This is a genomic window from Chlamydia avium 10DC88 (genome assembly GCF_000583875.1).
Classification (GTDB): Bacteria; Chlamydiota; Chlamydiia; order Chlamydiales; family Chlamydiaceae; genus Chlamydia; species Chlamydia avium.
The window spans coordinates 550534-565147 of sequence record NZ_CP006571.1 but is presented as its reverse complement, the minus strand read 5'-3'; the positions used below and the strand labels follow the sequence as shown (position 1 = coordinate 565147).

The following is a 14614-nucleotide window of genomic DNA, read 5'->3' as shown; positions in this document are numbered from 1 at the left end:
TTATTTCGAGGTCATTATGTTGAAGTTTCAATTATGTGCTCTGTTTTTGTTTGGGTATATTGCGATTGTTTTTGAGCACATTGTTCGGGTAAGTAAATCCGCTATAGCATTGGTTATGGGAGGATTAATGTGGCTAGTATGTTTTTCCTACATACCTAATGCAGATCACCTGATATTAGCTGAAGAAATTGCGGACATGGCTCAAGTTACTTTTTTCTTATTAGCTGCTATGGCTATTGTTGAGCTTATAGATGCTCATAAAGGATTTTCCTTAATTATGCGGTTCTGCTGCATACAGTCGCAGAGCTTGCTTCTTTGGGTGCTTATTGGTTTTTCTTTCTTCTTATCTGCTGCATTAGATAACTTGACCTCAATTATTATCATTATTTCTATTTTAAAACGTTTAGTTAAATCTAGAGAGGAGAGATTACTTTTAGGAGCTATTTGTGTGATTAGCGTGAATGCTGGAGGAGCATGGACGCCTTTAGGGGACGTCACAACAACAATGTTATGGATTAATAATAAAATTTCTTCTTGGGGTATTATTAGTTCTTTATTTCTTCCTAGTTTAGTTTGTGTAGTGATTTCAGGGATTTGTGCGCAATTTATGCTCAAGAAGCGTGCAAAAGGAGCTGTTTCTTCCAAATCTGTTATTGCTAAGGAATGTGACTTAGAACAATCTCCTAAAAAAAGTGGATGGATTATTTTTATTGGTTTGGGATCTTTATTAATGGTTCCTGTTTGGAAAGCATGTTTAGGAGTTCCGCCTTTTATGGGAGCATTGCTAGGACTGGGATTGGTATGGTTAGCAAGTGACTGGGTGCATTCACCTCATGGGGAGGATCGTTACCATTTACGTATTCCTCATATTTTGTCTAAGATAGACATTGCTTCAATTACTTTCTTTATAGGCATTTTGCTTGCTGTTAATGCATTGACTTTTGCTGATGTTCTTACAGATTTTTCTCGAGCAATGGATAAAGTATTTTCTAGACACGTTGTCGCTGTATTCATAGGCCTTGTTTCCAGTGTTTTAGATAACGTTCCTCTTGTTGCTGCAACTATGGGTATGTACCAGGCACCGTTAGATGATACTTTATGGAAGTTAATTGCCTATGCTGCAGGAACAGGGGGGAGTATCTTGATTATCGGTTCTGCTGCAGGGGTTGCTTTCATGGGTATCGAGAAGGTGGATTTCTTATGGTATTTCAAGAAGATTTCTTGGATTGCTTTAGCTAGTTATTTTGGTGGGTTATTCGTATACTTTTTAGTAGATAGAGTGGTGCTGTCTTTATTTTAGACTGATGTTCTCTTGGATTAAAAATTTTTTTTAAAACTTTGTTTTAATTTAAGTTGTTCCGGACTTATCATGTTGCCTCCTTGGTTGAATTCTTAGTTAAAGAGGTAAATATGAAACTGAAACGAATCGCAGCATTAATATGTTCTTTGTTTATTGGAGCGCAGGTTTCTTCGGGATTTGCTAAGACATTGGTGCATCAACATGCATCTGCAGATTTAGATTTTTTAGAGCATTTACTTGATACTAAGTATGCTCCTAAACCTTGGAAAGAGACACTATTTGGTTGGAATCTTCAAGATGCTACAAATGCTGCTCGTTTGAAGCTTATTTTGGAAGAAAATCCATCAACAGGGTATTGTCAGCGTGTCTTAGCTGATTATATTGGTGCTTTGAATGATTATCATGCTGGAGTAACTTTTTTTGCTACTTCCCGTTCTTATTTACCTTATACAGTAAAGCTTAGCAATACAGGAAGATGCTATGTTGTTGAATCCTTTACTTATAATTCAGATATTTCTGTTTATGACGAAATTCTAGAAGTAGATGGTATTCCTATAGCCCAAGTTATTGAAAGCTTAAGAATGGGTCGGGGAAGCGCTGCTGATTACGCGGCTGCAGCACGCTCATTGTTTTCTCGTTCTGCTTCAGTGGGTCATGCTATTCCTTTGGGAGGGGTGACTTTAAAAGTGCGACGTCCCAGCGGGCTGATACGTACTGTTAGAGTAAAATGGCGTTATACTCCCGAACACATTACAGATTTGTCTTTGATTTCTCCCTTAATTAAAGATACTTCGTTAAATATGCAACGTGATGCAAGGTCATTATCGTTAACTAGTGATAAACGGAAATGTTTATTTACTAATGAGATGGTTCCTTATTTTTGGAAAGAACTTCGTGAAGAGTATAAGCGTCGTGCTACGGGGAGCTATGATATCGGAAGTAAAAAAGGTTTCTTACCAGAATATCCTATGGTTACTTGGAGATGTAAGGAGGGACCTTATCATGCTTATGTCTTTTCATGTCAGGATAATGCAGGAAGGAATTATAATATCGGGTTTTTAAGAATTTCTACATATTCTTGGACCGATTTACAAGATCTGAATGAGGATCATCGTGATTGTCCTTGGTTAGATTTAGAGGAAATTATTAAGGAACTAGAAGAAAGAACGGACGGATTGATTATTGATCAAACGAATAATCCTGGAGGTAGTATCTTCTATCTTTATGCTGTCCTTTCTATGTTAACAAGTACGCCTTTAGAAACACCCCGTCATAGAATGATTTTAACACAAGATGAGGTTCATACAGCTTTGCATTGGTTGGAGCTTCTCGAAGGTGTTGATACAGATAGGGAAGCAGTAGCTGCTTTAGGAGAGACGATGGAGGGTTATCCGATAGATATTGTGGCAGCAGGGTATATCCAATCATTTTCAGAGCAGGTATTAAATTGTTGGAATTCAGGAAATATCAACCTTACTTCTCCCATACCTTTATTAGGATTTTCTCATATCCAGCCTCACCCTCGAGTGCAGTATTCTCATCCTATCTGTGCTATTATTAATGAGGAGGATTTTTCTTGTGCAGACTTGTTCCCCTCTATTTTGAAGGATAATGGTCGTGCTTTGATTGTAGGTAATACTACGGCTGGTGCTGGAGGATTTGTATTTTCTGTGGAGTTTCCTAATAGGACAGGAATTAAAAGTTGTTCTTTAACAGGGTCTCTAGCTGTAAGAAAAGATGGAATGCTTATAGAGAACTTAGGAGTATCTCCTGATGTCTATTTAGAGATTACTGACGAAGATTTGCAATCAGGAAAATATGGAAGTTATATGAAAAAATTACAGGATATTATGATTAATCTTATAAGTGCAACTCAATCAGAAGAATAATAAATTAATAAGAGCTTAGATAACCAACTTTTGGTATTTTGAATACCCTTAGAAGAAGCAGTTAGTTTTTTCTAAGGGTAATTTTTTAGAATAGGATTTTGAATGCGTCAGTTAATACTCTGCAATCCTCGTGGATTTTGCGCTGGAGTGGTTCGTGCTATCCAGGTGGTAGAAAAGGCTTTGGAAACTTGGGGACCTCCAATTTATGTAAAGCATGAAATTGTTCACAATAGTCATGTAGTTGATAACTTGAAAGAACGTGGTGCTGTCTTTATTGAAGATTTAAAAGAAGCTCCTAGTGGTTCTAGGATAATTTATTCTGCTCATGGGGTATCGCCTAAAGTTCGTGAAGAAGCAAAGGCACATCGTCTTATTGATATTGATGCTACTTGTGTTTTAGTTACGAAGATTCATTCTGCTGTCAAACTATATGCATCTCGTGGTTACCATGTCATTTTGATAGGTAAAAAAAAGCACGTGGAGATCATTGGAATTTGTGGAGAAGTTCCTAATCAAGTGACTGTAGTTGAAAATGTTGATGATGTGATGCAGCTATCTTTTGATTCTAGGACTCCGCTATTTTTTGTGACGCAAACCACACTAAGTTTGGATGATGTTGATGAAATTACTAAAGTATTGAAATTAAAATATCCTCAAATAATTACTTTGCCCAGTTCCTCAGTATGTTATGCTACGCAAAATCGTCAAGAGGCATTACGAACTGTATTACCTAGAGTGAATTTTGTTTACGTCGTTGGAGATATTCAAAGCTCTAATTCGAATCGTTTGAAAGAAATTGCGTCTAAGCGAGGTATTCCTTCCAGATTGATTAATAGTCCTGATCATATTTTTGATGAAATTTTAAATTATTCTGGAGATATTGCAATGACAGCAGGAGCTTCTACTCCTGAGCATATTGTTCAAGCTTGTGTGTCTAAGTTACAAGAACTTATTCCTGATTTGCAGGTAACAGAAGATATATTTGTAGTAGAAGATGTTGTATTTCAACTTCCAAAAGAGCTTCGTAAATAGAAAATCTTTAACTGGTTTTTTTTCGGTATTCAAAGTAGGGATTTTTCGAATTCTTTTTTCTATCCGAGAATTTATTTATTTATTGCGTTCTCTGTATATACGTTATCCTAAATTGTTATTATATGATCTTGCAAAGTTTATTTATTCCTTATTGAAAAATCCTTATGCTCAGTTGCGGCGTTCGAAGCAATCATCACTACTTCACGGAGGTAATGTCTATGGAGAGACTCCTTGGTCTGTTTTAAATAGGATTAGTAAGGAGTTTGGGATAACTTCAAAAGATATTGTCTATGATTTAGGGTGTGGATTAGGGAAAACTTGCTTTTGGTTTTCTCATATTATTGGTTGTCAAGTAATAGGAGTAGATAATCAATCTGCTTTTGTTTGTTTTGCTTCTTGTTTGCACAAATGGTTGTCTTCACATCCTGCACTATTTTTCCAAGAAAGTTTTTTTGAAATACAGTTAGAACAAGCTTCGTGTGTATATTTTTATGGTTCTTCTTATTCCCTGAAGGTTTTAAAAAGAGTGTTGGGAGTTTGCAAGAGTATGTCATCAGGAAGTGTTGTTATTAGTATTTCTTTCCCTCTAGATTCTCTTCCTCATGGAGATGAATACTTTTTTACAGAGAAAAGCTGTGACGTTTTGTTCCCATGGGGGAAAACACGAGCGTATAAAAATATACGTAAATAATTGAACACACTATTGATACAAGCTACGAATAGCATCATGCTCCGTTTGTAGCATTTGCAGTAGGAAATTATCCATATTTTTCCAGTGGTCTTTTACTTCTTCGATAGATCGTGTGATTTCATCATGTTCTATTCTAAAGATCTCTTTATAGTTTTCTGAAAATGTACGAGAAGCTGTTTCTTTTAATTCATAAATTTTTGAAGAGGCCTCAGTAAGCTGAGATAATGAAGAACAGATTTTCCCCATGCTTTTAAAAAATGTTTTTGATGAGGCATTTTTGAATATGCCAATATTTTTTTGTAGGAATTCTAAGATACGATCTCCAGCAATTTCACCTAGCAATGGAGATGCAGCTCCAATGATTCCTAAAGTTGCTGTCGCAACTCCTAACCATTGAGTAAGTTTTGCTTGATTTTCATAACTTTCTACTAGGTCTTTTGCTTTTTCTATTAGATGCTTTCTTACTTCTAGACGGGAAAGAGAATCTTGTTCTCGGCTATTTAACATGAGTTTCATGATTTCAGCACAAATACGCAGAATATCTAAATTCGATACTCGCATATGCATTAAGGAACTTAATTGGGATTCAGAAAGAGCAAAAGCAACAATGTCATCGGGGATATGAGTGGAATAAGTATACGAAATTGAACTATAGGAATTTGCTTCATCAATAGTTATATCTTTGTTTTGTTTGTGTTGTTGTTTTTCTTGGTGTTCTTGATGTTCCTGATGCCCTTGTTCTCCTTTGCCTTCTTCTTTTTCTTGAAGTTTAGTTTCAGGACGTGTTGTCGTGGTTTCTTTTTGTAAATTACTAAATAGAGCCAGAGGACTGATTGAAGATGATGGAGATTTTTGTAATGTTGATGGTGTTTTAGATGAATATTTAGGCGTTGTATGTTCTCGAGAACTTTGTGTTTGTATTGTGCTTTTACTGTAAGCAACAACAGTAACTTTTGTTTGGAATAAAGTTGTAGAACTTTCAGAGCTATTTTCTTCAGATTTGGGTAAGTTCAAGTGAAGAGATGTGGTTTTTGTTGGGGTTGCTGTTTTTGGTGCTAAGCACGAAGAAAACATCAGGGAGGAGGATTCTGGTTGCCGTTGTGTTGTAGGATTAGTTGCATGTTGTTGGGATTGTCTAGTAGCAGGAGTTGAGCTGTCGTTGCGCGACAGTAGATTTGAAGATTCATGGGTTTTCAACGTGGGTAGTGGTGATCGGGATTTCATGAGAACACTTGTTTTTGCCATTAAGGCTTCTGCAGGAGCGGGCTTATTTTTAGACATATGCTGTGCAGTTGCAAGTCCAGCTTGGTTAAGTATGGTGGCACAGCTATCTGACATAGATCTTAAAATAGCCAGCTGTTGATCAGTTGCAGGGCTAACCTCTACACTGGATTCCGAAATGGCAGCTTCTTGTTGAGTGTCTGGAATGATATCCAATTCTACTTCTGGATTTAATTGAGTAGTTGAGGAGCACGTTGACATAATCTTCCTTAAGGATTTATCTGAGGGATTCTAGAAACACCCTATCCATTTCTTTGCACAACTGTAACACGCGTGTGAGATTTTCAAAAGAGTCATTCAGGTTTTCTAGAAGTTCTTGATTGTGAGCTATGTAGTCATCGCGTTCCATGCTAAGAATTTCAATATTAAACTCTAGTTGGGCAAGGCGAGCTTTTATTTTAAATAAGCGTGCTCGAATCCATAACATGGCTCCTCGTATTGCACTTAATGCACCTTCTAAAGCAGGGCCGATACCTCGCATAGCTCCTTCAATAATTGGAGAAAAACCTAGATGTTCTATTTTTAATGTGGCTAACGAAAGGATTGCAGAAATGACATAAAGAGAGATTTTTACTGTATGTAATATAGAATGTTTCAGCTTTTTATTATTGCCTGGTAAAAACCTTTCTAGCCGTTCCCAACCATTAAGTTGATCTAAGAGTGTAAGAGTTAAGATAATAAGCCCGCTAACAAGGGACATACTAGAAAATATGCCTCCTCCTAATGTTACTGTTACTATACCGATGCATATACTAATCCAAGGAGTTATCCACTCTATAATTTGTAGTAGAGATCCCCAACGAGATTCTTGTTTTTCTCGTTCTATGGATTGTTTGATGTGTTTAATGCGTTCTTCATGAGTAGCATTCAGTTCTTTTTGTGTATATTCTATAGAGTCTTTGTAGAAAGCATATGCTGCAAAATCTGATAAGATACCTTGTTTTGTAAGAAGGTAGCTTAAGGTAAATATACCAATGCTAGGAGGAGTAATAATAGGAACAATAGCAGAAGCTCGTTCTTTTTTTGTTTTTTGGATTTTTTTAAAAAAACATTCTTGATGTTGTTGTTTTCCCGAATGTTCATCTTGTAATAATCCTTTACTATATTTTCCTTGAAATAATTTTAAAGAGAGTGTCTCTTCTTTTTGTTCATGATTTTCCTGTAGTTGAGCATGCGGTTTAGATTGTATTTTTTCTTTAGTATGCTCTAGGTGTTTTTCTCTAGAAGTTATTTCTTTAGAATGAGTTTTGAAATAATTTTCTTGTTTTTTCTTAGAAAAGGGAGCTTGTTTAGGCAGTAGTTTCTGTTCTAAGTCATCCTTTACATTATCTTCCTTTTTACTGTTTGGCATCATTAAATCTTGCAATAAAGCACGTCTGATTTCTTGAAAAGATCTGCTTTGAGAGAATAGGGTCCATGGGGATGAGGGAGAAGAACATTCTTTTCGGGGTAGTTGTGAATTTAGAGAGCTACCAAATCTTAAAATTTTTTCTCTTGTTGTAGCAGGGAGGAGTTGTTTGTCTATTTTTTTTAGGGGGTTATTCTGATGATTTTCGATTATCTTTCCTTGTTTATAAATAGCCATCCTTGCTGAAGACATTGAAGAGATGTCTTTGGCCAGGGTGATGGAGTGTTTTATATTAGGTGAATTTAAACATTCAGGACCATCAGGAACCGAAGGAGTTTGGTTCAGTGAAATTTCTATAGATTGTGCAAACCAAGATGACATAGCTATAAAATTATACGTGGTTTTTAATATTTAAAATTTCTGCTTTGAGATCTTGATATGCATGATGATGTTTTGCACGTTCCCAAGCGAGTTCTAAAGCTTTATTTGCCTCTTCGGGTTTATCCATAAGAGTATAACAAATGTAAGCATAATAATGAGGGTAAGGATCTTTTTCTCTTAAAATAGCAGTGACTCCATAAGCATGTAAAGCCTGAGAATAAAATTCCTGCATGTGCAAAGAAGCTCCTAAAGAAAACCAAAATTTAGAAACAAAAGGATTAAAAAAAACTAGCCATCGAAAAGTAGTACTACTATCTTCATACTGCTTATTTAAATACGCAGAGTACCCCTCCTTATATACCTGCTCTAGATCTTCAGAAGAGATCTTAAAAACTTTTTGGTATGTATCTAAAGGTATATCTTTATTTGGGATATACCCAGCAAGATAGCTTTCCAAGTCATCAGGAAATGGGTACTCTTCATTTCGAGAAGAGGAAATTTTTTCTAATAAGTATTTTAAATAAGGGGTCATGGTCGCAAGTTATAAATAAAGGTATCCATGAGTTCTTTAAGTAGTTTCAGGACATTAGAACGTGCTTGATGACATTGTGAAACTTCTTGTAAGTGCCTCTGCATATCTGTACGTTCTAATTGAGTGATTTTTTCCATGTTTTCTTTGCGCATTTGAATATTTTCTTTAAGAAGTTTTTTTTCTTCTTCAGACCAGCAATAAGTATTATTATCGATGGTTACATCTAATTTTTTTACTTGGTCTACAAGAGCTTTCATTTCTGCATTTTTTTCCCAATTGATTTCTCCTTTCTCGGCATTAATTTTTGAAAGTAATAATGTGAGTTTATCTACGTTATCTGTACGTTCCTTAACACGAAGATATAATTCATGAGCTTCTGCTTCTGCTTGCCCTAAAATTCGTGCCATTAATCGCATAAAACTAACGAACACATTTTCAATTTTTGGAGTTTGAATTGGTTGGAATTCTAAAGAAGAAGGTGATTTTGCAGTAAATAAAGACATTGGAGAAGGAGGTTTTCTTTGAAAAGTCTTTTTATCTTCATTACGCACTTCTTGTTGTTTTGTTTGACGTATATCAGAGGCATAACGAAGGTTAACAACAGATAGGCCTAAAGAGTTTTCTTGGATTTTTGTAACTTTTGATCGAGAGTTCTTTTTGTTATGATGTTCATCTTGATCTTTATCTTCTTGCTGATCTTTTTGCTTCTCTTGTTGATGTTCGCGATGTTTTTGGTTTTGTTGAGACTCCTGAGATTTTGTCATAGCAATAGTCTCATGTTTTTTATCCAAGAGTGGTGCAGGTGTAGTAGAAAGTTTTATCGAGGGCTGCTCATTTTCTTTTTGCGTACGTTGTGGTTGAGTAGCAAAGGGAAGCTTAGAGAGACTAGAAGATTGTCTTAAGGAAGAAAAAGAGATAGGAGATGAAGAAGATTCTTGGGTTCTAATAGATTTGGAGAGAGAGGAGCTTAAATTATTTTTACTAGAAGATCTTAGTGTTTCCTTAGGTGATATAGAACCATCTTTTTTATTTAGAGTTGTGTTAGATGAAGCTGGTTTTTGTTGATCACTTGTCTTTACTGCAGGCGAAGTATTTTGTATTTGAGTCTCCTGAGTCTCCATATTTTCTAAGGCTTGTAATAAATCGGATAACTGGATCTCGATATCCACCATTTCAGGAGTAAGGAATACAAGATTATGAGAGCTGAATTCTTGTAAGAACGGACTAGCTGTTTCCGAAGAGAAAAATTGAGAGAATGCTACTTGATTTAAGGAGACAAGAGAGGCGTTAGCATTGTCGGGAGGAGATAGGGATAGGGTTACTTCTCCTGTCGCGGTTTTAAATATATTGCCACCGGTAGATGACGAAGAAGCAGCAGAGGTGTCTTCTTTCAATACTACATTCGTAGAAGGAACAGCAGATGGCAAAGGTGTATTCATACTAAAATTAGTCAGAGTAAAAATTTATAGAGACCAAGAAGATGAAAATTATAAAAAACTTCATTTTCATGCAAGTTTGATTATAAGGGATTTAGGTGGTGTACGTATGAAAATTCTACTCAGGGTTTTTTATTTACAAAAACAGATTAAGTCTTCAAAATACGGTGAAAGTTTTCTTCACCTTAATAGTGTATTTTTGCCCAGGTGGTGAAATTGGTAGACACGCTGGATTTAGGATCCAGTGCTTTGCGGCATGTAGGTTCAAGTCCTATCCTGGGCATTTCCCTATTCTTCACTTGAAACGTCTTGAAATTGTTAATTCGTAGTAAAATAAAAATTAGAGTTTTTGGATTTTTTGAGGGATTTTATGAAGAAAGTCCTTAAGTCATTTATTTATTGTTACTTAAGTTGTTGCTTCTCCTTAGCTGTTGGAGAAAATCCTCGAATTTTAGAATCTCATTCCTCTGTTCGGGTAATTCCGATTGTAGGTCTACAATTTCAAGAAAATGATAATGCTGCTCCTTATAGTTTTTATTATCCCTATGACTATGGATATTACTATCCTGATACTTATGAGGGATTTGCGTCTTCGGGAGAAGAGGAATGCTACTCTCGCTTAGAGAATGGTATCTTTTTTTATTATTGTGACTAGGGATTACGTGGGTGGTATGTCAGGAAGTTCTGTATTAGAGAATCTGCAGCAACGTGGGTATAAATTTCCGTAGATGCGATGCATGCGTGGCCAAGCATTTCTTGAATGACTCTGAGATCAGCTTTATTATTCAGTAAATGGGTAGCAAAAGCATGTCTTAAAGAGTGAGGAGATACACGTTTATGGGTAATTTGTTTGGCATAGTAATGAATTCTTCTCCACACACAAGAGCGTTCGAGTTTCTTCCCCCTTATGGATAGAAAGAGATGTGGTTCCTGGGGAAAGTGTTTTTGAAAGCATTCACGAAAGGAACATAGATATGCATCTATGGCATGGCTGGCTAATTTCCCTAGGGGAACGAGGCGTGTTTTCTCTCCTTTCCCTGTTATGCGAATATAATCGTCGCTAACGTCGCTAATATATAATCCGCAGAGTTCAGAGACACGGATACCTGTTGAATAGAGGGTATAGAGAATAGCATGATCACGAGAAGCAATAGCTGGAGAGATCTGCAAGGTTCTTGGAACTTGGAGGAGAGCATCGACTTCTTCAATGGAAAGCACTGAGGGCAATCGCTTCCAAATTTTAGGATGATCAATTTTTGGAGGATTGGACAAGAGTTGGGATCCCTTTAGGAAACGGAAGAATACTTTTAGAGCAATGAGGCGGCGTGCTAGAGTAGACTCTGCTTCGTTGCGTTGATGTAATTTTTCTACGAAGAGATAGACACTATCTTGCGAAATTTCTTCGGGTGATGTAATGGAGGTTATTTTTAAAAATAGTGTAATATCTTGGTAGTAAGCAGAAATTGAGTTTTGACTAAGACCACGATCAACAGATAAGAAAAGAATAAATTGTTCTAAAATAGCAGTGCTAAATTTTGTCATATTCGTTAGAAGTCAACTTCCTCTTGTATAATTTGCAGTATATGTAATTATGTAGTTTTTAAGCGATGAGGTAAATCATGGATAAGAAGAGCTTTTTAGATTGTTCCTCAACACAGATATTGCAAGATTTAGCTATAAATCCTGTGGATCTTACTATCCCAGGAATAATCTCTCGTAAGAGAATAGAGGATTTTTCTTTATCTATAGAAGGATTTACCTTGAGTTATGCTACAGAACGTGTAGATGAAGGAATTTTAACGGCGCTATCTGACTTATCTAATGAACGTGGTTTGCATGAATCTATGCAAGCTATGCAAAATGGCGAAGTTGTGAATTATATAGATCATTTCCCTAGTGAGTCACGTTCTGCTTTGCATACAGCAACGCGTGCTTGGGTTAGGGATCTTCCTTTGCAAGGGCAAGCTGCAGATATTGCATTGAGGTCAAAGATAGAGGCTCAGCGTTTAGAACAATTTTTGATTAAAATGCGCTCTTCTTTTACGACTTTAGTACAGATTGGTATCGGGGGGTCTGAATTAGGGCCTAAAGCTTTATATACAGCCTTAAAAGGATGCTGTTCTTCTGATAAACATGTTTACTTTGTATCTAATATCGATCCTGATAATGCTGCTGAGATTCTGCAACAGATAGATTGTTCTAAGACATTAGTTGTTACTGTGTCTAAGTCGGGGACCACATTAGAGACAGCGATTAATGAAGAACTTATTTCTGAATATTTTACAAAACAGGGATTGAAGTTTCGTGACCACTGTATTTCTGTAACGTGTGAAGGCAGCCCCATGGATACTACAGAAAAATACTTAGAAGTTTTTCATATATGGGATAGCATTGGAGGAAGGTATTCCTCAACTTCTATGGTAGGAGGAGTTGTTTTAGGTTTTGCATTTGGAATTGATGTTTTTGCTGAGTTCCTAAGGGGCGCTGCAGCCATGGATGCAGTTGCTTTAGAGCCACGCATGCATAACAATCTTCCTATGCTGTCAGCAATGATAGGAGTTTGGAATCGGAATTTTTTACGTTATCCCACGTCAGTAGTGGTTCCTTATTCCACAGGGTTGTCTTATTTCCCTGCACATTTGCAGCAATGTACTATGGAGTCTAACGGGAAAAGTGTTTCTCAAGCAGGAGAAAAAATTTGTTTCCCCACAAGTCCCATTCTTTGGGGAGAAGTGGGGACAAATAGCCAACATTCTTTTTTCCAGTATCTCCATCAGGGTAGTGATATTGCTCCTGTAGAGTTTATTGGTTTCCGTAGGAATCAACGAGGATGGGATTGTGTTCTTGGGGGAAGTAGCTCTTCTCAGAAATTGTTCGCCAATATGGTGGCTCAGTCACTTGCTTTAGCTAGGGGAAAACCCAACACGAACCCGAATAAAGAATTTAGAGGTAATCGTCCTTCGTCTCTTCTTGTAGCCGATAGACTGGAACCTTATACTTTGGGAGCTCTTCTAGCTTTCTATGAGCATAAGATTGTATTCCAGGGATTTTGTTGGGGGATTAATTCTTTTGATCAGGAGGGGGTAACTCTAGGGAAAGAATTAGCTCAACAGATTGTAGAGATTATGCAAGGCAAGACTCTAAAAGAAGATTTTTCGGAAGCAGAGGCTATGTTAAAGCTTTTTAACATGGGCTCAGCGAAGGATTTTTGATTCCTAGGGGAAGGGCTTTTCCCCCTCATATTTTAATCATCTTTGTGGTATAATAGAGCCTTCTTTTTTTAAATAAGGATGAACAGCCATGTCTTTCATTCGTATACGCTCTGGGGGCTTTCTAGATATTCACGGTATTTTACCTACTCGTAAGGGTGAACAAGTGATGAAATCGGCTACCGGAATTTGGTTCGGCACTCGAGGTGCTATTTTTTATCGTATTGCATCATAGTGCTGGTATAGAAGGGACTTTGAGAGGTTTCTTTTGTACGAGAGCTTCCTTTGTGTTTTATTACACATCTTTACAATGAGTTCTTCTTGGGGCAGAACTAGGGTTTGACAGAAACAAGATGAAACCATAAGTCTTAATATAGAATTCTTGTGCGAAGTTTTGTGAAATAAATGTAGAGTTTTTTAGTTTTTTTAGTCATGATGACTAGAGAAGAGAATCTGGGTGCTCTTGGTTTTGTGTATTTAAATCGTATTGTGATGTTTTAGGGAGTCGTGATTTATGAAACCATCACGTGTATTAAGTGTTGCTGTGACAGGGGGAACAGGACAAATTGCCTATAGCTTTTTGTTTTCTCTTGCTCATGGTGATGTATTCGGTAGTGATTGTGGTATTGATTTACGCATTTATGATCTTCCTGGAATGGAAAGAATTCTTTCTGGAGTGCGTATGGAGCTGGATGATTGTGCCTATCCTCTTCTACAGTCTTTGCGGGTAACTACTTCTTTAGAAGACGCTTTCGACGGTATTGATGTTGCGTTTCTCATTGGAGCAGCTCCTCGTGGCCCCGGTATGGAACGTTCGGATCTTCTGAAACGTAATGGGGAGATTTTTTCTCTTCAAGGTTCAGTATTGAATACTTCTGCAAAGCGTAGCGCTAAGATTTTTGTTGTTGGCAATCCTGTGAATACCAACTGTTGGATTGCTATGAATCATGCTCCAAAATTAAATAGAAAAAACTTTCATGCTATGTTACGTCTAGATCAAAATCGTATGCATGCAGTTTTAGCACATCGTGCTGGAGTTCCTTTAGATGATGTTTCTCGTATTGTTATTTGGGGAAATCATTCTGCTAAACAAGTTCCAGACTTTACTCAAGCCTTAATTTCAGGCCGGCCTGCTGTGGATGTAATTAGTGATCGGGATTGGTTAGAAAATGTTATGTTTCCTTCTATTCAGAATCGTGGTAGTGCTGTTATAGAAGCTCGAGGTAAGTCTTCAGCGGCATCGGCAGCACGTGCGTTGGCAGAGGCTGCGCGTTCCATTTTCCAACCTCAAGAGGGGGAATGGTTTTCTTCTGGTGTTTGTTCTGATTACAATCCGTACGGCATTCCTGAAGATATTATTTTTGGTTTCCCATGTCGTATGTTGTCTTCCGGGGATTATGAAATTGTTCCTGGGTTGCCTTGGGACACTTTTATAAAGAATAAAATTCAAATATCCTTAGATGAGATTTCTCAAGAAAAGTCAAGTGTGTCTTTATTATAGAGTGTTTGTGTGGG

At 36.9% G+C, this 14614-nt stretch carries 13 protein-coding genes and 1 tRNA gene; 9 read left to right on the top strand and 5 right to left on the bottom strand.

Going from position 1 to position 14614, the window contains the following annotated elements:
* Positions 1 to 16 precede the first annotated feature (16 nt).
* The 4 genes from RT28_RS02500 to RT28_RS02485 all read left to right on the top strand — a co-directional run bounded on the left by RT28_RS02500 (position 17) and on the right by RT28_RS02485 (position 4912).
* Complete coding sequence (locus RT28_RS02500) at positions 17 to 1300, top strand: NhaD family Na+:H+ antiporter (protein WP_038500695.1); 1284 nt, start codon at positions 17 to 19, stop codon at positions 1298 to 1300.
* A gap of 110 nt (positions 1301 to 1410) precedes the next feature.
* Complete coding sequence (locus RT28_RS02495) at positions 1411 to 3189, top strand: protease-like activity factor CPAF (RefSeq protein ID WP_038500692.1); 1779 nt, start codon at positions 1411 to 1413, stop codon at positions 3187 to 3189.
* A gap of 102 nt (positions 3190 to 3291) precedes the next feature.
* The gene (ispH, locus tag RT28_RS02490; RefSeq protein ID WP_038500689.1) at positions 3292 to 4221 is read left to right on the top strand and encodes a 4-hydroxy-3-methylbut-2-enyl diphosphate reductase; all 930 of its coding nucleotides are present in this window, start codon (positions 3292 to 3294) and stop codon (positions 4219 to 4221) included.
* Positions 4184 to 4912, top strand: a complete 729-nt coding sequence (locus RT28_RS02485) for a class I SAM-dependent methyltransferase (protein WP_020359298.1) — start codon at positions 4184 to 4186, stop codon at positions 4910 to 4912. The genes ispH and RT28_RS02485 overlap by 38 nt, the downstream gene beginning before the upstream one ends.
* A 9-nt stretch (positions 4913 to 4921) precedes the next feature.
* Here RT28_RS02485 and RT28_RS02480 read toward each other — a convergent pair whose 3' ends face one another.
* From RT28_RS02480 to RT28_RS02465, 4 genes are read right to left on the bottom strand one after another with little or no spacing between them, the layout of a single operon-like run.
* A complete protein-coding gene (locus tag RT28_RS02480; protein ID WP_420866311.1) occupies positions 4922 to 6397 on the bottom strand; it encodes a hypothetical protein in 1476 nt (491 codons plus the stop codon).
* A 13-nt stretch (positions 6398 to 6410) separates the two neighbouring features.
* On the bottom strand, positions 6411 to 7922 hold the full coding sequence (locus RT28_RS02475) for a hypothetical protein (RefSeq protein ID WP_038500683.1): 1512 nt from the start codon (positions 7920 to 7922) through the stop codon (positions 6411 to 6413).
* Positions 7923 to 7932: 10 nt separating this feature from the next.
* On the bottom strand, positions 7933 to 8454 hold the full coding sequence (locus RT28_RS02470) for a SycD/LcrH family type III secretion system chaperone (protein ID WP_020356416.1): 522 nt from the start codon (positions 8452 to 8454) through the stop codon (positions 7933 to 7935).
* Positions 8451 to 9893 carry a hypothetical protein gene (locus RT28_RS02465; RefSeq protein WP_038500679.1) on the bottom strand — a complete coding sequence of 481 codons (1443 nt, stop codon included), beginning with the start codon at positions 9891 to 9893 and terminating at the stop codon, positions 8451 to 8453. Before RT28_RS02465 ends, RT28_RS02470 begins: the two co-directional genes overlap by 4 nt.
* A gap of 198 nt (positions 9894 to 10091) precedes the next feature.
* Between RT28_RS02465 and RT28_RS02460 the strand changes: the two genes are divergently transcribed.
* Together RT28_RS02460 and RT28_RS02455 are read left to right on the top strand one after the other, a co-directional pair.
* Positions 10092 to 10173, top strand: a tRNA-Leu gene (locus RT28_RS02460).
* 87 nt (positions 10174 to 10260) lie between these two features.
* On the top strand, positions 10261 to 10545 hold the full coding sequence (locus RT28_RS02455) for a hypothetical protein (protein WP_020356414.1): 285 nt from the start codon (positions 10261 to 10263) through the stop codon (positions 10543 to 10545).
* Here RT28_RS02455 and RT28_RS02450 read toward each other — a convergent pair.
* Positions 10542 to 11432, bottom strand: coding sequence for a site-specific tyrosine recombinase XerD (locus RT28_RS02450; protein WP_020356413.1), 891 nt, complete (start codon positions 11430 to 11432; stop codon positions 10542 to 10544). The two genes, RT28_RS02455 and RT28_RS02450, sit on opposite strands and share 4 nt — an antisense overlap.
* Positions 11433 to 11509: 77 nt before the next feature.
* Here RT28_RS02450 and RT28_RS02445 point away from each other — a divergent pair, with 77 nt between their 5' ends.
* The 3 genes from RT28_RS02445 to RT28_RS02435 all read left to right on the top strand — a co-directional run bounded on the left by RT28_RS02445 (position 11510) and on the right by RT28_RS02435 (position 14600).
* On the top strand, positions 11510 to 13102 hold the full coding sequence (locus tag RT28_RS02445) for a glucose-6-phosphate isomerase (protein ID WP_038500676.1): 1593 nt from the start codon (positions 11510 to 11512) through the stop codon (positions 13100 to 13102).
* A gap of 88 nt (positions 13103 to 13190) precedes the next feature.
* Positions 13191 to 13334 (top strand): protein LtuA, encoded by a 144-nt coding sequence (gene ltuA, locus RT28_RS04910; protein ID WP_020356411.1) that lies wholly within the window; start codon positions 13191 to 13193, stop codon positions 13332 to 13334.
* Between the two features lie 279 nt (positions 13335 to 13613).
* Positions 13614 to 14600 (top strand): malate dehydrogenase, encoded by a 987-nt coding sequence (locus RT28_RS02435; protein WP_020356410.1) that lies wholly within the window; start codon positions 13614 to 13616, stop codon positions 14598 to 14600.
* Positions 14601 to 14614: the final 14 nt, after the last annotated feature.

What these genes read in the sequence shown, in the direction of transcription:
- RT28_RS02455 (WP_020356414.1), top strand. Translation starts at nt 10,261, where the DNA reads ATGAAGAAAGTCCTTAAGTCATTTATTTATTGTTACTTAAGTTGTTGC.
- ispH (WP_038500689.1), top strand. Translation starts at nt 3,292, where the DNA reads ATGCGTCAGTTAATACTCTGCAATCCTCGTGGATTTTGCGCTGGAGTG.
- RT28_RS02435 (WP_020356410.1), top strand. Translation starts at nt 13,614, where the DNA reads ATGAAACCATCACGTGTATTAAGTGTTGCTGTGACAGGGGGAACAGGA.
- RT28_RS02450 (WP_020356413.1), bottom strand. Translation starts at nt 11,432, where the DNA reads ATGACAAAATTTAGCACTGCTATTTTAGAACAATTTATTCTTTTCTTA.
- RT28_RS02475 (WP_038500683.1), bottom strand. Translation starts at nt 7,922, where the DNA reads ATGTCATCTTGGTTTGCACAATCTATAGAAATTTCACTGAACCAAACT.
- RT28_RS02445 (WP_038500676.1), top strand. Translation starts at nt 11,510, where the DNA reads ATGGATAAGAAGAGCTTTTTAGATTGTTCCTCAACACAGATATTGCAA.
- ltuA (WP_020356411.1), top strand. Translation starts at nt 13,191, where the DNA reads ATGTCTTTCATTCGTATACGCTCTGGGGGCTTTCTAGATATTCACGGT.
- RT28_RS02495 (WP_038500692.1), top strand. Translation starts at nt 1,411, where the DNA reads ATGAAACTGAAACGAATCGCAGCATTAATATGTTCTTTGTTTATTGGA.
- RT28_RS02485 (WP_020359298.1), top strand. Translation starts at nt 4,184, where the DNA reads ATGTTGTATTTCAACTTCCAAAAGAGCTTCGTAAATAGAAAATCTTTA.
- RT28_RS02500 (WP_038500695.1), top strand. Translation starts at nt 17, where the DNA reads ATGTTGAAGTTTCAATTATGTGCTCTGTTTTTGTTTGGGTATATTGCG.
- RT28_RS02470 (WP_020356416.1), bottom strand. Translation starts at nt 8,454, where the DNA reads ATGACCCCTTATTTAAAATACTTATTAGAAAAAATTTCCTCTTCTCGA.
- RT28_RS02465 (WP_038500679.1), bottom strand. Translation starts at nt 9,893, where the DNA reads ATGAATACACCTTTGCCATCTGCTGTTCCTTCTACGAATGTAGTATTG.